The organism is Pedobacter nyackensis (assembly GCF_032678475.1).
GTDB classification, from domain to species: domain Bacteria; phylum Bacteroidota; class Bacteroidia; order Sphingobacteriales; family Sphingobacteriaceae; genus Pedobacter; species Pedobacter nyackensis_A.
The window spans coordinates 230,175-250,275 of the sequence record NZ_JAVTSF010000002.1 but is presented as its reverse complement, the minus strand read 5'-3'; the positions used below and the strand labels follow the sequence as shown (position 1 = coordinate 250,275).

The window sequence follows — 20,101 nt, the reverse complement described above, 5'->3', positions numbered from 1 at the left end:
ATCTATAAAAATGAAACAACTTAAAATATACTTTAGTCTGGTGCTTACGCTGCTTGCTTTTACAGGTAGTGCACAACAAAATCAGTTTAGAACTGCTACAGATTGGAACAGCATATTGTCGCAAGCAAAAAAAGAAAATAAATTAATCTTTATAGACGCTTATTTTGTGGGTTGTCACCCCTGTAAACAAATGGAAGAAGAGGTCTTTGTTTTACCTGACGTAAGTAAGCAAATGGCCGATAATTTTGTAAATTTTAAAATCGACTTTTTTAAAGAGCCGATAGGTAAAGCACTACAAATAAAATATGCGGTTACAGGTTTTCCTACTTACCTGATTTTGAATAAGGACGGACAATTGATATCTGCATCAGGAGGATATCAGGAAGCAGATAAGTTTAAAAAACTGCTCTCAGAGGCGGTTTCAAAATCAAAAAAAGGCATTGTGCTGAACGGCTTTAGTACAACGCTTAAAGTTAATCATCCCGATTTTTATAGGGAGATGTTTACCGGCCGTAAGTTCATCACCAAAGAGAAGTTGGTACCCTATTTAAAAGGAAAGGATCTCTTTGCCGAAGTAAATGCAGTTCCTCTTTTAGTCAGCAATGTATCGGACCAGGAGCTCGGAGATCAGCTAATTAAGAATTACAAAAAGCTGGAAAATTTGTATGGTAGGAATTTGGTATGGAGTAGAGTGATGGAAATTCTTGGTAGTAGAATAAGCAAAGATATCCCAGCAAAGGATGATGCAAAGTTTGAAGCTTATTTAACGCAGATCAAACCTCTTTTTGCTAAAGAAGACTGGCCTTATGCACGCTTAGATCTTGCAGAAGCTCATTATTTAAATCAACTGAAAGATAACAAAGCCTTTTTTCAATATGCAATAAAGAACTATAACGACGATGAAAATAAGGTTCGCTATATCGGTTCCCGATTAGCAAGACCTGGAATTGCCCTGGAAGATAAACAATTGTATAGCGAATGGGTAAAACTGGTAGTTCATGAAAACTCCGGGTATGATGTTTTAGTTGGAGGGGTTCGAATTATGAAGGAATTAAACAATGCCGGTTTGACAAAAAAATATGCAGGCTGGGGAATTAAAAAAGCGCAATTGATCAACAAAAGCGCGAAGTACTTTGAAAGCGCTTTAAACTAAGTGTAAAAAAGAAACGGGAGTAATCCTACCGACCACTCCCGTTCATCTAAATTAACGCTCTCAGTTATATAGACGCTTTATATAAAAGATTATTGTGTTGAGCTGAATATTTTTTAATAAAATTAATGTTTGCGGTCATAGCTTCTGAAATAACCACATTCCTTAATCGCTTCCTCGTAAAATCTAGTGTCTTCATACTGACTCTTTAACACAGAGAAATACTTACCAAAGAAAACAGGTTCTATATCCACATCCCAATAGCTTGAATTTGCATTTTCTGGCTTATTGTAAGCAAGGTTGTAACTTTCATTACGCTCACATTTACTGGCCATAAAGATACATTTTGCTTTTTGTTCCTTTGTTTTTGCAGCATTGGCCGCCATAAGATAGTATTTCTCCGCATTTTTATTAGATAACAACATCGACCTGAATGCAGCTGGTATTTCAAAAGCTGTATTTCCATCTGCCTGCATTACTTTGGCCTGATAAAATAGTCTGGAGTTGCCGTAAAAGGTAATGTTGTAAAATGCATTGGCCAATAAATAGGCATTGTTATAAATATTTTTACCTTGATTAATTTGCGTCTTCATATTTTGCATAGCTTTCAGCACATCGAGGGCATACAAGTCCTTTTTTTGTTTTAAGCTATGATCACAATCGTGACAATCCTGGATGTTCATATTAAAAGGATTGGCTGGCATGAGAAAGCCATTACTTTCACTCTTATTCATCATCACAATCGCTTCATCGATTTTATCCTGGTAAGTGAGTACCTGCGATTGATGGTAATAAAGGTCATGCATGTCAAATGGATAGTAACGCAGCATAGCCTGTTCAAAAGCTGATTTGTGCTGTTTTTGTAGCAAGGCCTTCATCTGTTCAATCTTATTATTGTCTTTATAAAAATTGAAGTAGCTTTTAAAAGCATTTGCTTTTACAAAATCACCCTGTTTTTTATAAAGCTCCGAAATGTCACCGATGCTTTCATCCAATGCTTTGTAAAACCTTAAGGACGAAATGGTATCTTTTCCTTCCTTAAGATTTGCGAACCAGTTCAATGGTTCTATCATTTTAGCCTCGGCGGCCGCATCAATCTTTTTTAGTTCCCTTACGTATAAAATCCAATCCAGTATTTTATACTGGGCCATAACCAGCTGTTCATCCTTAGGAAGTTGTGGTTTAGCGGCACCGTAGAAACTTCTTGCAGCAACATAATTCTGGTTCATAAAATTTAAGTAACCTGCAGCCAGGTTCCAGAAATAAGGCTTCGACGTATTATTTTTTAAGGCGATATTACTGACCAATGCTGTATTTCGTTTTAAGTTTTGTAGCGCATTTGTATCTGGTGTAGATTGATAAAAGTTGCCAAGGTTGTATTCAGTGGTATTGATCACTCTTGACAGTAAAAGATCCAGCTTCTCCGATTTAGGATCTAACTTTACAATTTCCTGTATAGCCCTGTTCGTATCATAATGAATGCCAAGCAAGTGCCATAGTGTAACCTTTTCTGCAGTAGTCTTTGCTAAGGCCAGTGTTTTAACCCAATCAGTTTCCTCCTGCGGACGGAAACTCCATTCTGCCGGAACTTTAGCTTCCCATGAATAATTATAACAGAGGCTATTGAGGTAATTAGACATGGCATAGTCCTGGTTTTTATAATACCATCCTGCTACATAACCTAAAGTACGGTGGTACATCATATTTTGTGGGAATGCACTTTTATAAGCGTTAAACGTATTCAGTGTTTTAGATGAAGTACTTGTTGTGTTTGAATCCATCCGTTCAGTAAAGTAATAATAACGGACCAGTTGAAACCATAATCTTTGCTTAATAAAAGGATCTTTTGCTTTTTTGAAACGCTTTAACAGCGGTTCTTCTAAACTAACGGGCGCTGCGATCTGAGGCTGCGGCTCCCAGGAGTGTGTAATGTCTGTTGCGGCAAAAGCTTCTGCAGATTTTGCCAGTAACAGGTAGTCGAAGAAAGTATCTACCTTCTTTTTATCGGGCTTTAAAGTCTTTAATTGCGGCATTTTAGCTGGCAGAATAGCGATCTTACCCTTGAAGTTATTGTATACAGAATCTATTTGTTTAACCGTAGCAACTGTTAACAGGTATTCAAGACTACTCTTTTGAATGCGTTCGTTAAAATAACCATACCATTCATCTACAATTACCTGGTTATATCTTGAGGTATTGTGATCGTAATTGTCTCCGTAATAGGAGATGTACTCCGTATAAAAGAAAGGGCTGTAATCCTTGCTTACAAAGGCTTCAGGACTGAAACTGGAATACTCATAATCATAACCATAGTCTGAACATGCCCAAACTATTCCACCTGCGGAAAGACCAAGAAGACTAAAAATAAGCAGAAATTTCTTCGAAATCTTTTGCCTTAAACGCTGATAAATTGAGATTGCCAAGTTCATAGTAGATGATTGTTCTTTTTTCATTTTTATTTAAATGGGCTGCGAGTTGGACAGCCGCATGTTTCAGTAATATTTTATCTGTTTCTTCCACTTTAAACAGATCACCTTTTTTAATATAGATGCCACCCATAAAGAAATCGCGTTTAGCCCGGTACACAACCCTGTGTGCCGTTGGACTAAAATTAGCTTTATCATTAAGCTCCGCTCTTCCGATTTTTCCATATACCTGAATAACTTTCCCTTCTCTTATGTGTATAGACCAGGAAAAAACTGGCAGGGCAACATCCAATGGCAACAAATAGTTCTTTAAACTATTTACATATTTTTTCGCAGTAGGCGCATTGTAAATCGAATTAGGTTCATTCAAATCAGCAGATATTTTGCCCATGTTATAAAACATAAGTACACCGCGATCGGCTGGAGGAACACCTGTTTTAAACTGATACTTTACCTGGTGCAACCTAATGGTTACCTCCAGTGTTTTGTTGCTAATGTTTTTAAACGAATGCAAGAAGCTGAAATACTTATCTTTTGTACCTACAGTCCAGTCGCAATCTATTTGCACAGCTTTGTAACTGATATGGTATTTAAGGGCAAGGGCGGCTATAAGTTTATTGCATTTTAAAGCCAGACTGTCTATATCCGACTGATCTAATTTTTCAAAAGTTTGATTGGTAATGAATACAACAGGAGTGATGTTGTAATCTACATTTTGATCTTTAAAGTTGATGATAGCTTCAGGGTAAGGCTTTTGTGACCTGATGTCCCATTTAATATCAAAAAAACGAACGTAAAGATTGGCTGGGCCCGCTCCTTTTAAAACATTGGTTTGTGCTCTATTCAGCTGAAAATCCTGCTTCCAATAATAAAACCCGGTGTCTGATTGATGAGTATTATTGCAGGAACCGCAGAAGAGTGTCAATAAAACCAGACAAAAAACATATTGAAAACGCAAAATAACAGTGGCATTCAGCATGGTTTAAATTGTGCAATAACTTCGCCAAAGTTGAACGTACACCGCATGGTCAATGTATTCAGGAACTGTTTGACCAGTTAATTGGTTGATAAGTACTCTGGTATATTTTATACTTTTTTGAAAATTAGAAAAATAGTATGACATAACCTGGTGTTCATGTCGTAGAGTTCTGGTATAGTGATTTTCCTATTGACTAGTAAATGACTAGATATTATATTAATTTTGCGGCGAATATAGATAACAAATGCCCAGAAGAATTATTAGAAAACAATATCGGAAAGCAAGGTATGTTTTATACCGGGAAACGCTGATAGATGCGAAGGAACATGTACTTACATTTATTGGGGCCTTTGTCGGCATTGGTTTGATCGGATTGCTGAACAGTCAGTACTTGGTGGCCAGTGATAATTTATTCCTTATAGGTTCATTTGGGGCCTCATCTGTACTGGTGTATGGTATTATTAATAGTCCGCTTGCACAGCCACGAAACTTAATTGGCGGACACGTTATCTGTGCAATTATTGGGGTTACCATTTATAAACTGTTTTCAGGCGAACTTTGGCTGGCCTGTGCACTTGCTGTTTCTTTATCTATCGTTGCCATGCAAATCACTAAAACCTTGCATCCGCCAGGTGGTGCTACAGCATTAATTGCAGTTACAGGTGGGAAAAAGATCGCGGAATTGGGCTATTTGTATGTTTTATCGCCTGTATTAACAGGCGTATTGATTTTGTTTGCTGTAGCATTGATTTTTAATAATTTAAGGCACAGAAACTATCCATCAAAACCTATATTAAAGAGAAAGCGGCCCATAAGAGCCGCTTCCATACAAAAATAACGTTGCCGTAACGCTTATTCCATCTTTTTTATACCCATTGCATATTGGATACCACCAAGAACGTGTTTTAAGAATAGCGGATCGGCATAAGATTCTTCGGTATGACCAAGGGCTGTGTAGAATGATCTTCCACCATCAAAATCATGGTACCAGGCTACAGGATGGTTGTCACCATTTTTGCCACCTGTGTAGCCGTCTTCGTCAATTTTGATCAACACATTTAAGTTCGTTCCTATATCTCTGAAATTATACCATTCATCTTTTCTTGTCCATTTTGCAGGCAAATGTTTAGTGGCAATTGTATTCAATTTTACGACCATCAAGTCTGCAACCTGTTGAGCAGGGTGACTGATGAAATAAGCACCTGAAAGCTTTCCATACCATGGCCAGTCATATTCTGTATCAGTAGCGGCATGCACTCCTACATAACCACCTCCTTTTTTAATGTACTGTTCAAATGCAGCTTGCTGTGCATCATTCAACACATCGCCGGTAGTGTTTAAGAAAACAACGGCTGCATATTTTCTAAGGTTTTGAGGTGTAAATTTCTGCGCATCAATAGTCGTATCAACTTCAAACTTGTTTTCCAGGCCTAATTTCTGAATTGCGGCTACACCAACTTTTATAGAAGAGTGGTGGAAGCCTGCTGTTTTAGAAAAAACAAGGATTCTTTTTTTGGCGGCAAGCGGACCGGCAAAAAATAAGATCAACAAAGTTGCAGTTAGGAAGTGTGTTAAAATTTTAGGCATGGTTCAATAGTTTTGAAGCTAAGGTAGTAAATTTTTGATGAGTAAAAATTCATCCGTCTCTAGTTTCTTGTATCCGTATTCGTAACAAAAAATATACAAACCACCCTTTTTAGAATAATGGGTGTGGGTATGATAATTAGGATCGAAGCCGGCTGAAAGTAGTTTTATGCGGTTTATTTTGATTCTACCATTTGGATTAAACCTTTCCAGGATGTCCCTGTTCTTTTTTAGGATCAGGTTAACAGATTTGATTGCACCATTGCTTTCAGCCCTTATTCTGTTGTTGTAATTACTTCTGCAATGATCGTTACAGAACTTCTTATCCAGCCGGCCCTGCAATGGACAGTTGCAATCTATACATAAACGTTTTATTGTTAAATCCATCCTTTTAATTCTACAATACAAACAGCCTCATAACGATCAAAATATGACCTTAATGCTAATGTAAGTAAAAAATAAAAACAATTAGTTAAATTATTGTTTTTATGTTATTCAAAATGTCGGTTGGAATTACAGAATTATTCGATTTAAACGGATATAAACGTTTATATCCGTTTAAATCTCTTTTTGTTGTCATCATCTTCTTCACATTTACCAAATCAACAGCTGCGGTAATTGCTGCTGATGAATGTGATTAACTAAAATATATAATTAATGGAAAATGTTAAAAATAGTGTCCGTTTGATGGGCTTCGCTGGTAGTGATCCGGTGATCATTAATTTTGCCAGTGAGAAAAGAATGGCGAGAATTAGTATTGCTGTAAATGAATTTTATAAGAATGCTGCCGGTGATGCGATTAACCAAACCCAATGGTTTAACCTGATTTTTTGGAACAAAAAAGTAGAATTGGTGGAAGACATCGTTAAAAAAGGAACGCGGTTTAGTATTGAAGGTAAACTCAATACACAGAGCTATACCGATAAAAAGGGCGAACAGCGGTATGCCATGGAAATTGTAGTGAACAGTATGGAATTGATAGAACTAGAAACGGAGGGTTAAGCCTCCGTAAAAGCTACGTTTTGCTGCGGCATTAAAGTAACGGCCACCCATTGCGTTGAGATCGTTGCCTAAACTGTAGTTTTTGTTTAAAAGATTATCAGCACCGGCAAAAATGGTTACAGGAGTATTTCCGATCCGTAGGTTTTGCCAGCCAATTTTAGCCTGAAGGATATGATACTTTTTAGCGTACACTGTATTCGCGTCGTTTAATGGAATCTGCGACGTAAAGCTATGCTGTACGAAAAAGTAAATATCCTTTGGCAATTGTATATCTATGCTGCTCACCAGAACATTTTTTGGCACACCTGTAAGGGCATTCCCTGAGTAATCTGCAGTTTTGTCAAGGAAACGGTCAAATTTAAACCGGCTTAGTGTGTATGCATTTCGGAATTGCAGTCCTCTAACAAAATTAGAGGTATTGGCAGGAATAACCCAATATGCAAGCGTACTTTCCAGTCCCCATTGTTTAGTCCCTCCCGAATTGAGGAAATATTCTGCACCACCATCATTTAAACGTCTGACAATAGCATTTTTAAGGTGGTAATAGAATCCTGTAATGTCAATAAACAGTCTATTGTTTAAGGTTTGATATTTCAACCCTGTTTCATAATTCCATCCATGTTCTGGTTGTAAGTCAACATTGATCACATTGTCTGATGCCCTTACTTCCGACAGGGTAGGTGGTGCATAACCCTTACTTACTGATGCACGTAAGGATAATTGTGGACCAATGAGGTAGGACAGGGCAGCGCGCGGCATGATCTGCACATCAAAGTTGTTTGTTTTTTTTGCGATTACAGCCGGGAAAGTACTTTTATAGCCATATCCATATAAATTTGCACTTGCAGAAAGTTCAAGTAACCACTTGTTAAATAAGTCTGCCGTAAAATGAGCAAAGGCAAAATTAGACTTCGCCTTTAACTTGTCGGAAACGCTAAGTGCCCCTTGTATACCTGAATTATTAACATAGTTGTTGAAATCAGTACGTGTTTGTATGCTTTCCACACCAAGATTAAGCTTCCAGTTCAGATCAGTGATACGCTGCTGATACTCAACGTATGACCTCAGTCCTAGTGTAAACTCTTTGCGCTTTTCATAATTCGTAATAAACGGATTTTTAAAGTCAGTATAAGTAGAAAAAATAGCCAGTACATGTTTGAAATTTTCATTGATTTGCCAATCATGAGAAACACCCCCGTACAGCGTTTTGCTATAGATTCCGGCATTTTGCTCAATAGCACTTTTAAATGCTCCTCCGGCAGGTCTTGATAACTTCGGATTTTGTAGATACTGTGGCTCAGTTAAACCGCCGGGCGTATTGTAATGCAGATCTGAATAAAACACCAAAGCCTTTAAGGCGGCATTCCGTGCATAATCCCATTTGTGAAAAGTCTGGAAATACTTGCGGTCCATTGCACTATGGTCGCGGTAACCATCACTACGCTGGTAGGCTTGTGTAATATTGAAACTGTATTTGTTAAACTGTTGATTTAAGCTTAAATCTTCTTTAAAAGTACCATAAGAACCACCTTCAAGTTTTAAACGCAATTTGGTGCTATCGGGAATGTTTCCCTGTGGCTGGATCAATATGACACCGCCAGAGTTCGCCCCGAAAATGTTGCCATGTGGTCCCTTCAGTACCTGCAGACTTTGAGCGGCAGATACATCAAGCGCATTGAAATAGGTATTGCCACCTGCATCCGTTAAAGGGAAATCACCAAAGTAAACCTTTACATTTCGTACGCCGAACGGAGATCGCAGTAAACTGCCGCGGATAGAAAGACGGTAACTGCCCGGCGAACGTTCTTCCATACGAACACCAGATAAGGTATTCATTGCAAAGACAAAAGATGTTGAAACTTGCCTGTCTAAAACCGCCTGATCGATCAGTCCAATTGAACCTGTAGACCTTAGTAGTGGCTGATTTGAAAAATAAGGACGGATAATAACCTCGTTCAATTTTTTCGTAGTGTCTTGTTTAGTCTGGGCAATACCTGATAAACAAAGTACGGTTAAACAGCCTGTAAAAAATGTCTTCATCTTAAACAAAGCTAAAATTTAGATTGTAAAATTAAGTGTCTGGTTAGGAATACTTTCTTCAATATTACAAAATTGAAGAATGGCTTTTGTTAAATATTGTTAAGGTTTTTATGGGGGGCGTCTGTTAGGCTAGGACTAGCTGATTTGGGAATGAATACAAGATAACTACAGGATAATTATAACTAAAGTACTAGGTTGCGCTATCCTTGAGCTATCGTTTCGCTATCATTGGGCTATTATATGAGATATTGTAATGATAGCGTAATGTTATTTCAATGATAGTGCAAGGATAGCGCAACCCTGTATTTATCCAGTGATTTAGTAGTAATTATCTCGTATTTGTAGTGAACGATGTGCAAAGAGTGCTACGATATCATTCGTTTATTCTTATATTTAGGCGATTTTAACAGAAAGCATGTTTATCACCGACAATTAGCTTTCATTTTCATTCATATAATCGTATTTATAAAAATATGTCAGACACATCAAAAATTATCTATACCAAAACAGATGAAGCGCCAATGTTGGCAACCTATTCTTTCTTACCAATTGTACAGGCATTTACTGCTTCAGCTGGTATTGACGTTGAAAGCAGAGATATTTCTCTGGCTGGAAGAATTTTGGCCAACTTCCCCGAGTTTTTGAAAGACGAACAAAAAATTGGAGATGCTTTGACAGAACTAGGCCAATTGGCGACTACGCCAGAGGCTAATATTATTAAATTGCCTAATATCTCTGCTTCTATTCCACAACTTGTTGGTGCAATTACTGAATTGCAATCACAAGGGTTTGCCATTCCTAATTATCCGGATAATGCACAAACGGAAGAAGAAAAAGCAATTAAAGCAAAGTATGCTAAAGTTCTAGGTTCCGCTGTTAACCCTGTTTTACGCGAGGGTAACTCAGACCGTAGAGCGCCAAAAGCGGTTAAAAATTATGCTAAAATGAACCCACATTCAATGGGCGCATGGTCTTCGGATTCTAAGACCAGGGTTGCGAGCATGACTGAAGGTGATTTTTATGGTTCAGAGAAATCAGTAACTGTTGCTGAGGCTACTCAGTTTAAAATTGAGTTTGTTGGAGCAGACGGTGCCGTAACAGAACTGAAAGGACTGGCTGCATTAAAAGCTGGTGAAGTGATTGACAGCTCCGCATTGAGCTTGTCGGCTTTAAAAGCGTTTGTTGCTAAAGAAATTGCCGAAGCTAAAGCTGCCGGCGTTTTATTATCGGCGCATTTAAAAGCAACAATGATGAAGGTTTCAGACCCGATCATTTTTGGTGCTATTGTGGAAGTTTATTTTGCTGATGTTTTCACAAAGTATGCTGAACTTTTCGCTTCTTTAAATGTAGATACAAGAAACGGTTTAGGAGATGTATATGCTAAAATTGCAGGTAATCCTAAACAGGCAGAAGTTGAAGCTGCAATTGCAGCAGCAATTGAAAATGGCCCTGCTTTGGCTATGGTGAATTCTGATAAAGGAATTACCAACCTTCATGTTCCATCCGATGTAATTGTTGATGCTTCAATGCCTGCAATGATCCGTACTTCGGGGCAGATGTGGAATGCTGCAGGTAAATCACAAGATACAATTGCTTTAATCCCGGATCGTTGCTACGCTGGTGTTTACACGGCAACTATTGATGATTGTAAAGCGCATGGCGCTTTTGATGTAACTACAATGGGCTCAGTGCCAAACGTAGGTTTAATGGCACAAAAAGCTGAAGAATATGGTTCTCATGATAAAACTTTCCAGGCTACAGCAAGCGGAACCATCCGTGTAACTGATGCTGATGGTAAAGTTTTCTTTGATCAAAAGGTTGAAAAAGGAGATATCTTCCGTATGTGCCAAACTAAAGATGCGCCAATTCAGGATTGGGTTAAACTTGCTGTAAACAGGGCACGTTTGTCTGATACCCCTGCAGTTTTCTGGTTGGATGAGCAAAGGGCACATGATAGAGAGATTATTGCCAAAGTGAATAAATATCTGCCTGGTTTCGATACTGCAGGTTTAGATATCCGTATCCTTTCTCCGGTTGAAGCGACTAAATTTACATTGGAAAGGATCCGTAAAGGTTTAGATACCATTTCTGTTACTGGTAATGTTTTACGTGATTACTTAACAGATTTATTCCCGATTTTAGAATTGGGAACTTCAGCGAAAATGTTATCTATCGTTCCTTTGATGAACGGTGGTGGTTTGTTTGAAACCGGAGCTGGTGGTTCTGCACCAAAACATATTGAGCAATTTATCGAGGAAGGGTATTTACGTTGGGATTCATTAGGTGAATTTTTAGCTTTAGCTGTTTCTTTAGAGCATTTAGGTCAAACGCAAAACAATGCGAAAGCATTGGTGCTGGCAGAAACTTTAGATGCCGCTACAGAGAAATTCCTGGCTAATGATAAGTCTCCGGCACGTAAAGTAGGACAGATTGATAACCGTGGTTCACACTTCTACTTAACTTTATACTGGGCCCAGGCATTGGCAGCACAAACGAAAGATGCTGCATTACAAGCCAGGTTTGCACCTTTAGCAAAAACGCTGACAGAGAATGAAGCTAAAATAAATGAAGAATTAATAGGAGCACAAGGTAAACCACAAAATATTGGTGGTTATTACAATCCTAATGATGAGCTGGCGGCAGCAGCAATGCGCCCTAGCGAAACTTTAAACGCTGCTTTGGCAAGTTTATAGGAACATCTATAATTTAAATGGAAGGGGCTTATCACCAGGATATAGCCCCTTTTATTTTTATCAAAACATTTGAATATTGGTTTACGTTATGCTTATATAAACTAACCAATATGATGACCGGCGACAATAATCAGCAAGGTGCTAATAGGGCTACTGATAAACTCCATTCAATGAATTTAGGAGAGACTAAGGATTTTGATAATTTATCTTACGATAAAGATAAAAACAGCTTTGAATTTGATGTAAGAGGCAAGGATGTGGAATACGACCATCCGCTCCCTTATGATACCTCAGCGCCCAACGGTGAGGATAGTATCTCTACTTATGACGAATCTAATCCTTATAATGGATTGGAATATGATCATGAGAAAGAGATGAGTGAAAGGTTAGATGGTGCCGGAATGCGAATCGATAGTAGTGGTGAGAGCATTGAACTAAGTCCTGAAGATGCGATCCTTTCCCGAACTCCCGAAGATGATCGTGATGACCTGGATGAAGAAGGCTATCCACTTAATGATAAACCGGGAAGGTAACTTAAGAGTTTACGTCGAGATTAAACCTTCTGCGCATTTCTTCCAGCTTAGGGTTTTTCTCTACCAGGTACTGGTATTTTTCGATACTGGTGTATAGCCTGTTTACTACTTCCCGAACAACCTGTTTGGTTTTGATATGAATGCTAAAGTTTTTAAGTCGTGGTCTTAAAAAGTTGAGCAGTTCTATCATCTCGTTCTGTAGAATATCTTCCTGTAGCTTATGTTCAACACCAACTATAATTTCTTCCAGGCTTTCCATTATCGGAAGTGAGGTACTCATCAATGTATAAATATTGATTTTGTTGGCCTCTTTAACCATGTTAGCATACTGGTTCCAGTAAAATGTAAGTTGCTCGAGTGTGAATGCTTCCCGATCGGTTCCTGTGATATATTTTGGTTCGTCACTGTCATCTCCTTCAGCTTTTTTTTCTATTCCATTTAAGGAAGGAATAAGCATCGCAGCTTTATTCTGCTCATTTGTAGATGAAGGTTTTAAAACAATTTTGGTAGTTGGTGCTACTGTCTTTTTGGGCAGTGGAATACTTGCTGATGGTGTGACAACCGGTTTGCTTTCTGTTGTACTGGTTTTCGTTTCTGTTGTCGGTAACGATGGCGTTTGTACTATTGGCTGACTTTGGGGTGCTGGATTGCTATTCCCAATGGCAGGGATTGATGCCGGATTTACAGTTGCTGATGGTGCGGCAACGGAACCTATATTAGTTTTTTTTTTAATCTGATCTATGTCAGTTGCGTTGTTGTGAGGTTGGCTGGCCAGTTGAAGTACCGAAGGGATGTGGCACATTTTAATTAGCGCCATCTCTACCTGCAAACGCTGATTTTTACTGTTTTTATAATTCAGGTCGCATTGATTAGCCAGGTTTAAAGCGGTAAGGATAAACGATACCGAAGTTTGCTGACTTTGACTAATGTATTTTTGTTTGATGTTTTCGCTTACTTCCAGCAACCTGGTCGTTTGCGGATCTTTTGCTACCAAAAGATTTCTGAGATGGCTCGCCAATCCGTTAATGAAATTGTTGCCATCAAATCCGTTGTTTAGTATTTCATCAAACAATACCAATGAATTGCTTACATCAGCCGTTGTAAGGTATTGTGTAAGTTTGAAGTAGTAATCATAATCGAGGATATTAAGGTTATCGATTACTGATTTATAAGTCAGGTTTTTATTGGTATAACTTACAATCTGATCAAACATAGACAAGGCATCCCTTAATCCACCATCTGCTTTTTGAGCGATGATATGGAGGCCGTCTGCTTCTACAGTTATGTTTTCGCGTTGCGCGATTTTATTTAAATGACCTGAAATGTCATCTACCTGGATCCTGTTGAAATCGAAGATCTGGCAGCGCGACAATATCGTTGGTAGTATTTTATGCTTTTCAGTTGTGGCTAATATAAATATAGCATAGGATGGTGGTTCTTCCAGCGTTTTCAGGAACGCATTGAATGCATTTGCAGATAGCATGTGCACCTCATCAATAATGTATATTTTATATTTTCCGGCTTGTGGCGGTATCCGTACCTGTTCAATCAAACTCCTGATGTCATCAACAGAGTTGTTGGATGCCGCATCAAGTTCATGAAAGTTAAAGGAGTGACCGGTTTGAAAGGAAACGCAGGATTCGCAGGTACCACATGCTTCCTGTTCGGCGGTTAAATTGGTACAGTTAATGGTTTTTGCAAGGATGCGTGCGCAGGTTGTTTTACCCACACCTCTAGGCCCGCAAAATAAGAATGCCTGTGCCAGCTGGTTGTTTTTTATCGCATTTTTTAGTGTGCCTGTAATATGCTGCTGACCAACAACGGTTTCAAACGTTGCCGGACGATATTTACGGGCCGATACTATAAAATTCTCCATTCGTCCACGAAAGTAGGAATTTTTGTTGACGTTGGAATGTGGTAAGTCTGAAATGTTGAAAAGTTGACTGTAAAAAGAGAAGAACGACTACTTAAAAACAGATTTCAACTCTTTCCTGTACTGTGATGCACTTTTGCCTGTAAACTCATGAAATAGTTTGTTGAAGTGGCTAAAGTTGTTGAAGCCGCTTTCATAACTTATGTTTGCAATGCTGATTTGTTTTTCTGCCAGAAGTTTTGCTGCATGTACCACCCGGTACTCATTTACGAACCTGGTAAATGTTTTTTTGGTGATTTTCTTGAAATACCTGCAGAAAGAGGGGGTAGTCATGCTCGCCATTTCTGCAATAGCAGCAAGATCAATTTCTTCCTGAAAATGGTCTTTAACATAGTTGAAAATCATATTGATCCTGTCGTTATCCTGGACCTGCATTTCTATAGAGAAGCCGGAAGCATTCAAGATTTTGTAATCCCTGGCATTTTCGAGGTCTTTTAAGATACTTAATAGTGCTAAGAGCCTTTCAAATGGTTGCAGGCTATTCATATTTTCAATCCTCTTGCCAATTTCCTTTTTTGTTTCAGGTCCGAAGGCAATACCTCCTTTAGCTTTATTAAACAGGTCTGAAATACATTTCGTTTCCTGGAGGCCTAAAAAGCCGTTTCCCAGGAAGTCGGGTTTCATTTGAATAACGGTCTCGTTTTTATTGCCTGTGTTGGTATCGGTGAAACCACAATGGGGTAGGTTGCTGCCAATCAGTATTAAATCCCCATCTGTATAATAAGAGAGATGACTTCCGATTTGCCGCTTTCCCGCACCTCCGTTTACAAAGACCATTTCGATTTCAGGATGGTAGTGCCAGATATGTGCTTTGTTGTTGAGGTTCTCTGCATATTTTGAATAGTAAAAGGAGCTCCCAAAAGAAGATTCAATAATTTCAAAGCCTGGTTTGGAATTCTTTGTAGTCTTTTTATTCATGTTTCAGGAGAATGAAATGTGATTTTCGTGTTCATTCTGAATGAGGGTTAATATAGCATAGATATATGGAAATATGCAATAAATTTTTGATGGGGGCTGGTGGTAATTTTGTCATGTAAATAAATTATACATTTTTTAAACAATTTTGCTATGAAAAGTTTTATTAAAATCAGTTTGGTTGCAGCGTTATTATTTAATGCTGTAGGCTCGTATGCAAGCGAGGGTGATTTGTCCTTTAAGCTTAAGCGAGTGAATGAAAAATCGGTTACTTTTTTTATAAATGAGACACAGCCTACTGAGGTGTTTATTTATGATGCTGCCGATGTACTTATATATAACCAAAAAATAAATGCGTTAAAAGGCTCCACAAAAACGTTTAATTTCGATTCTCTTCCTGACGGTAATTATAGCTTTAAGCTGAATACAGATTCGAAATCTGTGGAATATAAAATAGAGCTTAAAGATGGTCAGGCCCTGGTTTCAAACCCTTTAGTTGAGGAATTGTTTAAGCCGGTTTTTAGGAAGGTAAACGATATTATTACTCTAAATTTTGAAAATGCCCCTGCCGGGCCGGTTGAAATTGAGATTTTAGACAGACATAATGATGCTATATATAATAAGGTGTTTGAAGCGGATGCGTCATTTGTTAAGAAGTTTGATGTTGGACGTGTAGGTAGGAATGAGCTGACTTTCATCATCAGATCTGCAAACCAGGTTTTCACGAAAACGGTTCAAATGTAATCGTTATACGATACTTTTATTTTGAGAAGGTTGTTCAGAAAAAGAGCAACCTTTTTTGTTTTTTTCAGGCGTTCGTCATTCTGAATTTATTTTGCTTCGCAGCTAATTCGTGGTCGGAATCTCGCCCCCAACTATTCAAAACATGCCCAAGAGGGATTCTGAAATAAATTCAGAATGACGATTTGCATAAGAATAGTGTTAATCCGTATTCTTGATACAACTTCTTTTTTGTTTGCCAGCATAACGATCCTTTGTGGTTATTTCGTGATCAGAAACTATTTTGGGAATGCTTTGCATTGTGGTTGATAAAAAGTAGTTTTGTTAAATAAATTAAACTAAATTAAATGAAACGCTTTCTTATCACTCTTTTGCTGGCTTCGCCGGTAGTTGCGCTTTCGCAATCCAACTTTCAAAAAGGATATGTTGTTACGAACTCTAAAGACACTTTAAAAGGCTATATAAATCTCAAGGAGAGAAGAACGAATCCTACTTCAGTTATTTTTAGCAAGTCAAAAGGTGGGGAGTCCCAGGTTTTTACTGTTAAAGATTGCGCTGGATACGGGGTGTACGATGCTGAATCTTTTAGAAGATATGTGGTTAATATTAGCCTGAATGAAATAGATATTGCTAAATTAAGTATAGGGAAAAACGACAGTTCAAAAAGAGATACAGTACTTTTGAAAGTCCTGCAAACCGGTGAAAACCTGGATTTATTTGTTTACACAGATCAGCTTAAGCAACGGTTCTATATCATGGATAAAGATCAGGTGGAGCCAGTGGAGCTGGCCAGAAACCGCTATTTTAGGGAACCGGGAGTAAGCGCATTTGTAGATGACAAACTGTACGCGCGTCAATTGCTGCTTGTCATGAATAAGCTTGGTATTGGTACTGCAGCCGACCAACAAAGAGTATTACAAACGCGGTATGATCAGTCGTCTTTCGAAAAAGTGGCAGCCCTGATTAACAAACAGGAACTGGCTAAATCTAAGCATAGTAGCAGCCGCTTTTTTGCAGGTGCAGGTGTGATGATGACAGATGTTAAGTATAGTGGAAATTATGATCTGGCAAATCCTTTGGCAGAATCTAAGTCCTCTGTGATGCCTATGCTTACTGCAGGTTTAGATTTGTTTGTGATCAATCCTGCTGTCAGAAGACTTATATTTAGGACCGAACTGTCATTTTTGATGAGTAAAAATGAGATACGGTATTCCGGCATAAAACATCATTTTGACCAAATTACTTTTGTGCTTACACCTCAGTTCCTTTACAATATATATAATGCGGACCGGTTTAAATTTTTTGCAGGTGGTGGTTTAGGGTTAAATTATTCTATCACCAGTAATAACCTCACCACATTTGAGTCTGTGACTGGCCCGCCCAGAGAGAGCGGAATACAGATAGAGCTGCAAAAGTTTAACTATTCTGTTATGCTTATGGCGGGGGTTGTTTTAAATAAAAAGATAGAAATTTCGGCAGGGTATTCTCCTTACTCTGCTGTTACAGACTATCAATTTATTAGTATCGGGAAACGTCAAATGCGGGTTGGCCTGAATTACTTGCTTGGTAAACACTAAATCATTTGATTATTAGAAATTTATTGTTACTTTTGCATCCCGCATTAAGAGCGGATTAATTAAAAAATAAATAAATAACAATGAATCAGTACGAAACTGTTATCGTTCTAACCCCGTTGTTGTCAGAAGAAGTAGCGAAAGAGGCAATTGCCAAATTCAGCAAAATCATCACTGACAGCGGAGCCGAAATTGTTCAAGAGGACAATTGGGGTTTGAGAAAATTAGCGTATCCGATTGAAAAAAAAGCAAGCGGATTTTTCCACCTTACAGAGTACAAATCTTCAGGTGAATTAATTAACAAGTTGGAGTTAGAGCTTAAGCGTGATGAGCGTGTTCTACGTTTCCTTACCATTAGATTAGACCGTCATGCGGTTGCATATAATGAGAAAAAACGTAGTGGTGCTTTTAACAAAAAACCTAAACAGGAGGCTGCAGTATAATGGCTAAGGATCAAATACAATATGTTACCGCTCCAAAGGTGGACGATAACAGAAAAAAATATTGCCGTTTCAGAAAAAACGGAATTAAATATATTGATTACAAAGACGCAAACTTTTTGTTAAAATTCATCAATGATCAAGGTAAATTATTACCTCGCCGTTTAACCGGTACTTCATTGAAGTTTCAACGTAAAGTGGCTCAAGCTGTAAAACGCGCACGTCACATTGGTTTGTTACCTTTTGTTGCTGACCAATTAAAATAGGAGCTGAGAGATGGAAATTATTTTAAAACAAGATATCAAATCCCTAGGGGAAAAAGATGATATCGTTAATGTAAAGCCAGGATACGGTCGTAACTACTTAATCCCTCAGGGATTTGCAGCTTTGGCTACTCCTTCAGCTAAAAAAGTATTAGCAGAAAACTTAAAGCAAGCGGCTTTTAAACAAGATAAAATTAAGAAAGATGCTGAAGGTATCGCTGAGCGTTTAACTGATGTTAAATTATCTATCGGTGCTAAAGCTGGTGAAACAGGTAAGATTTTTGGTGCAGTAAACACTATCATGATTGCTGATGCATTGAAACAAAAAGGTTTTGATGTTGACCGTCGCCGTATCACTTTCGAAACTGAGCCTAAATTTGTAGGTGAATATGTTGCAAACTTAAACTTACACAAAGAAGTGAAAGTGAAAGTTGCTTTCGAAGTTGTAGCTGAGTAATCTTAATACCAGATATAAAAAAAAGCTTTCCGGATTCCGGAAAGCTTTTTTTTATGCCTTTTTATTACCTTTGGCCGATGGCACAAAAAAAGCGTTCGAACACTAAATCAAAACAATCTTTTACTAAAAAATTATCTGCAGTATTAACCAGGATCTTCCTTTGGTTCTTGTTGGTTAGTGTGCTGTGGGTGCTTGCATACCGCTTCATAAACCCACCGATTACCTTATTGATGGTATTGCGTAATATTGAGCGTAAAACTGATGGTAAGCCCGCGAAACTGGAAAAAGAATGGGTTGATTTTGAAGATATGTCGGACAACATGAAACGCGCCGCAGTTTCGGCTGAAGATCAGTTGTTTTTAAAGCATATTGGTTTTGACGTGAAGGCCATTGAAAAAGCTTTTGCTACCAATCAGAAAGGGAAGAAGATAAAAGGAGGTAGTACCATTTCACAACAGACCGCAAAGAATGTGTTTTTATGGCCAGGACGTTCCTGGGTGCGTAAAGGCTTTGAAGCCTATTTTACCTTACTTATAGAGCTGTTATGGAGTAAGGAAAGGATACTTGAAGTTTACCTCAATGTAATTGAAATGGGAGACGGTATATATGGCGCTGAAGCTGCTGCACAAGCTTATTTTGGTAAGTCATGTACCAGGTTGACACGTTCTCAGGCTGCGTTGATTGCTGCGTGTTTCCCGAATCCGAGGAGATGGACACCTAAGAAGCCTACGCGTTACATTAAGCACCGCCAGTATCTGATTATGAAAAATATGAAAAGACTGGGGCCTCTCGACTTTTAGATCATACTAAGTTAGCTGGTAGTAAAAGGGTATAAGCCCGTAAAAAGTATCGCTTTACAATAAATGCGCGAATACTTTGCTGTGCCAGCTTTGCTCAAACGGTATTTCCCATTTGGTTTCAAATTCCTGAAGTGTTTGCACCAGGTTATTGAAAACAATGGTCTGGGGGGTAACAGTTTTGATATTTACTAAAGTTTCAAAATCTTCTTTATTCGTTACAATAACTTTATCGTCTATCTTGTAGGCAATGTTAAAGCGGTCAAACAAATCAATATTGTACGCTTGTTCGATTTCTTTAACGATACGAACTGAAGCATCAATTGAGCATCCTGTAACACCTGCAGTCGCTTCATCAACGGTAAAGATGATAAAGAAATCATGTACAATCTCGGCTTTCGCTTTTAACTGATGTCCATGTGCCTTCCACTGAGATGTAAAGTCATCCAGCTTTTGTTGTATAACCTGAACTTCGTCACTATTTAGTGGACGGTTGCTTTGGTAGATCCAAACTTTAGATTGTGGAGAAAAACTCATAGTTCAAATTTAATAAAATATTTAATTTGATTCAGCT

General features: G+C 38.2%; 20 protein-coding genes. 12 read left to right on the top strand and 8 right to left on the bottom strand.

Features of this window, described 5'->3' with window-relative positions; translation table 11 throughout:
• Positions 1–10 precede the first annotated feature (10 nt).
• Complete coding sequence (locus tag R2Q84_RS08625; RefSeq protein ID WP_316816138.1) at positions 11–1,153, top strand: thioredoxin family protein; 1,143 nt, start codon at positions 11–13, stop codon at positions 1,151–1,153.
• Positions 1,154–1,275: 122 nt separating this feature from the next.
• On the opposite strand, the gene R2Q84_RS08620 is transcribed toward R2Q84_RS08625, so the two are convergent.
• Positions 1,276–3,579, bottom strand: a complete 2,304-nt coding sequence (locus R2Q84_RS08620; RefSeq protein ID WP_316816137.1) for a hypothetical protein — start codon at positions 3,577–3,579, stop codon at positions 1,276–1,278.
• On the bottom strand, positions 3,509–4,555 hold the full coding sequence (locus tag R2Q84_RS08615; RefSeq protein ID WP_316816136.1) for a hypothetical protein: 1,047 nt from the start codon (positions 4,553–4,555) through the stop codon (positions 3,509–3,511). Before R2Q84_RS08615 ends, R2Q84_RS08620 begins: the two co-directional genes overlap by 71 nt.
• A gap of 244 nt (positions 4,556–4,799) precedes the next feature.
• Here R2Q84_RS08615 and R2Q84_RS08610 point away from each other — a divergent pair, with 244 nt between their 5' ends.
• Positions 4,800–5,393 carry an HPP family protein gene (locus tag R2Q84_RS08610; protein WP_316816135.1) on the top strand — a complete coding sequence of 198 codons (594 nt, stop codon included), beginning with the start codon at positions 4,800–4,802 and terminating at the stop codon, positions 5,391–5,393.
• 14 nt (positions 5,394–5,407) lie between these two features.
• On the opposite strand, the gene R2Q84_RS08605 is transcribed toward R2Q84_RS08610, so the two are convergent.
• Positions 5,408–6,142, bottom strand: coding sequence for a ThuA domain-containing protein (locus tag R2Q84_RS08605; protein WP_316816134.1), 735 nt, complete (start codon positions 6,140–6,142; stop codon positions 5,408–5,410).
• 18 nt (positions 6,143–6,160) lie between these two features.
• Positions 6,161–6,526, bottom strand: coding sequence for a hypothetical protein (locus R2Q84_RS08600; RefSeq protein ID WP_316816133.1), 366 nt, complete (start codon positions 6,524–6,526; stop codon positions 6,161–6,163).
• Between the two features lie 101 nt (positions 6,527–6,627).
• Between R2Q84_RS08600 and R2Q84_RS08595 the strand changes: the two genes are divergently transcribed.
• A complete protein-coding gene (locus tag R2Q84_RS08595) occupies positions 6,628–6,780 on the top strand; it encodes a hypothetical protein (RefSeq protein ID WP_316816132.1) in 153 nt (50 codons plus the stop codon).
• Positions 6,781–6,796: 16 nt separating this feature from the next.
• Positions 6,797–7,141: a single-stranded DNA-binding protein gene (locus R2Q84_RS08590; protein ID WP_316816131.1), complete on the top strand. Its 345-nt coding sequence runs from the start codon at positions 6,797–6,799 to the stop codon at positions 7,139–7,141.
• Here the strand turns inward: R2Q84_RS08590 and R2Q84_RS08585 are convergent.
• Positions 7,124–9,181 carry a TonB-dependent receptor gene (locus tag R2Q84_RS08585; RefSeq protein WP_316816130.1) on the bottom strand — a complete coding sequence of 686 codons (2,058 nt, stop codon included), beginning with the start codon at positions 9,179–9,181 and terminating at the stop codon, positions 7,124–7,126. The two genes, R2Q84_RS08590 and R2Q84_RS08585, sit on opposite strands and share 18 nt — an antisense overlap.
• 473 nt (positions 9,182–9,654) lie before the next feature.
• Here R2Q84_RS08585 and R2Q84_RS08580 point away from each other — a divergent pair, with 473 nt between their 5' ends.
• Together R2Q84_RS08580 and R2Q84_RS08575 are read left to right on the top strand one after the other, a co-directional pair.
• Positions 9,655–11,874, top strand: coding sequence for an NADP-dependent isocitrate dehydrogenase (locus R2Q84_RS08580; RefSeq protein WP_316816129.1), 2,220 nt, complete (start codon positions 9,655–9,657; stop codon positions 11,872–11,874).
• 110 nt (positions 11,875–11,984) lie between these two features.
• The gene (locus tag R2Q84_RS08575; RefSeq protein ID WP_316816128.1) at positions 11,985–12,407 is read left to right on the top strand and encodes a hypothetical protein; all 423 of its coding nucleotides are present in this window, start codon (positions 11,985–11,987) and stop codon (positions 12,405–12,407) included.
• Position 12,408: 1 nt separating this feature from the next.
• Here R2Q84_RS08575 and R2Q84_RS08570 read toward each other — a convergent pair whose 3' ends face one another.
• Both R2Q84_RS08570 and R2Q84_RS08565 read right to left on the bottom strand, forming a co-directional pair.
• On the bottom strand, positions 12,409–14,283 hold the full coding sequence (locus R2Q84_RS08570) for a DNA polymerase III subunit gamma/tau (protein ID WP_316816127.1): 1,875 nt from the start codon (positions 14,281–14,283) through the stop codon (positions 12,409–12,411).
• Between the two features lie 87 nt (positions 14,284–14,370).
• Positions 14,371–15,258, bottom strand: coding sequence for an AraC family transcriptional regulator (locus R2Q84_RS08565; RefSeq protein WP_316816126.1), 888 nt, complete (start codon positions 15,256–15,258; stop codon positions 14,371–14,373).
• Between the two features lie 150 nt (positions 15,259–15,408).
• Here R2Q84_RS08565 and R2Q84_RS08560 point away from each other — a divergent pair, with 150 nt between their 5' ends.
• From R2Q84_RS08560 to mtgA, 6 genes are all read left to right on the top strand, one after another.
• On the top strand, positions 15,409–15,999 hold the full coding sequence (locus R2Q84_RS08560; RefSeq protein WP_316816125.1) for a hypothetical protein: 591 nt from the start codon (positions 15,409–15,411) through the stop codon (positions 15,997–15,999).
• Between the two features lie 344 nt (positions 16,000–16,343).
• Positions 16,344–17,573: a hypothetical protein gene (locus R2Q84_RS08555; protein WP_316816124.1), complete on the top strand. Its 1,230-nt coding sequence runs from the start codon at positions 16,344–16,346 to the stop codon at positions 17,571–17,573.
• An 80-nt stretch (positions 17,574–17,653) separates the two neighbouring features.
• Complete coding sequence (rpsF, locus tag R2Q84_RS08550; protein WP_316816123.1) at positions 17,654–18,013, top strand: 30S ribosomal protein S6; 360 nt, start codon at positions 17,654–17,656, stop codon at positions 18,011–18,013.
• Positions 18,013–18,276: a 30S ribosomal protein S18 gene (gene rpsR, locus R2Q84_RS08545; protein ID WP_084291565.1), complete on the top strand. Its 264-nt coding sequence runs from the start codon at positions 18,013–18,015 to the stop codon at positions 18,274–18,276. The genes rpsF and rpsR overlap by 1 nt, the downstream gene beginning before the upstream one ends.
• Before the next feature lie 10 nt (positions 18,277–18,286).
• Positions 18,287–18,730, top strand: coding sequence for a 50S ribosomal protein L9 (gene rplI, locus R2Q84_RS08540; protein ID WP_316816122.1), 444 nt, complete (start codon positions 18,287–18,289; stop codon positions 18,728–18,730).
• 77 nt (positions 18,731–18,807) lie between these two features.
• Complete coding sequence (gene mtgA, locus R2Q84_RS08535; protein ID WP_316816121.1) at positions 18,808–19,530, top strand: monofunctional biosynthetic peptidoglycan transglycosylase; 723 nt, start codon at positions 18,808–18,810, stop codon at positions 19,528–19,530.
• Between the two features lie 54 nt (positions 19,531–19,584).
• Here the strand turns inward: mtgA and R2Q84_RS08530 are convergent, their stop codons facing one another.
• Positions 19,585–20,064: an ABC transporter ATPase gene (locus R2Q84_RS08530; RefSeq protein WP_316816120.1), complete on the bottom strand. Its 480-nt coding sequence runs from the start codon at positions 20,062–20,064 to the stop codon at positions 19,585–19,587.
• Positions 20,065–20,101 lie beyond the last annotated feature (37 nt).

Coding starts and splice junctions, on each gene's coding strand:
- R2Q84_RS08625 (WP_316816138.1), top strand. CDS start 11: ATGAAACAACTTAAAATATACTTTAGTCTGGTGCTTACGCTGCTTGCT.
- R2Q84_RS08620 (WP_316816137.1), bottom strand. CDS start 3,579: ATGAACTTGGCAATCTCAATTTATCAGCGTTTAAGGCAAAAGATTTCG.
- R2Q84_RS08615 (WP_316816136.1), bottom strand. CDS start 4,555: ATGCTGAATGCCACTGTTATTTTGCGTTTTCAATATGTTTTTTGTCTG.
- R2Q84_RS08610 (WP_316816135.1), top strand. CDS start 4,800: ATGCCCAGAAGAATTATTAGAAAACAATATCGGAAAGCAAGGTATGTT.
- R2Q84_RS08605 (WP_316816134.1), bottom strand. CDS start 6,142: ATGCCTAAAATTTTAACACACTTCCTAACTGCAACTTTGTTGATCTTA.
- R2Q84_RS08600 (WP_316816133.1), bottom strand. CDS start 6,526: ATGGATTTAACAATAAAACGTTTATGTATAGATTGCAACTGTCCATTG.
- R2Q84_RS08595 (WP_316816132.1), top strand. CDS start 6,628: ATGTTATTCAAAATGTCGGTTGGAATTACAGAATTATTCGATTTAAAC.
- R2Q84_RS08590 (WP_316816131.1), top strand. CDS start 6,797: ATGGAAAATGTTAAAAATAGTGTCCGTTTGATGGGCTTCGCTGGTAGT.
- R2Q84_RS08585 (WP_316816130.1), bottom strand. CDS start 9,181: ATGAAGACATTTTTTACAGGCTGTTTAACCGTACTTTGTTTATCAGGT.
- R2Q84_RS08580 (WP_316816129.1), top strand. CDS start 9,655: ATGTCAGACACATCAAAAATTATCTATACCAAAACAGATGAAGCGCCA.
- R2Q84_RS08575 (WP_316816128.1), top strand. CDS start 11,985: ATGATGACCGGCGACAATAATCAGCAAGGTGCTAATAGGGCTACTGAT.
- R2Q84_RS08570 (WP_316816127.1), bottom strand. CDS start 14,283: ATGGAGAATTTTATAGTATCGGCCCGTAAATATCGTCCGGCAACGTTT.
- R2Q84_RS08565 (WP_316816126.1), bottom strand. CDS start 15,258: ATGAATAAAAAGACTACAAAGAATTCCAAACCAGGCTTTGAAATTATT.
- R2Q84_RS08560 (WP_316816125.1), top strand. CDS start 15,409: ATGAAAAGTTTTATTAAAATCAGTTTGGTTGCAGCGTTATTATTTAAT.
- R2Q84_RS08555 (WP_316816124.1), top strand. CDS start 16,344: ATGAAACGCTTTCTTATCACTCTTTTGCTGGCTTCGCCGGTAGTTGCG.
- rpsF (WP_316816123.1), top strand. CDS start 17,654: ATGAATCAGTACGAAACTGTTATCGTTCTAACCCCGTTGTTGTCAGAA.
- rpsR (WP_084291565.1), top strand. CDS start 18,013: ATGGCTAAGGATCAAATACAATATGTTACCGCTCCAAAGGTGGACGAT.
- rplI (WP_316816122.1), top strand. CDS start 18,287: ATGGAAATTATTTTAAAACAAGATATCAAATCCCTAGGGGAAAAAGAT.
- mtgA (WP_316816121.1), top strand. CDS start 18,808: ATGGCACAAAAAAAGCGTTCGAACACTAAATCAAAACAATCTTTTACT.
- R2Q84_RS08530 (WP_316816120.1), bottom strand. CDS start 20,064: ATGAGTTTTTCTCCACAATCTAAAGTTTGGATCTACCAAAGCAACCGT.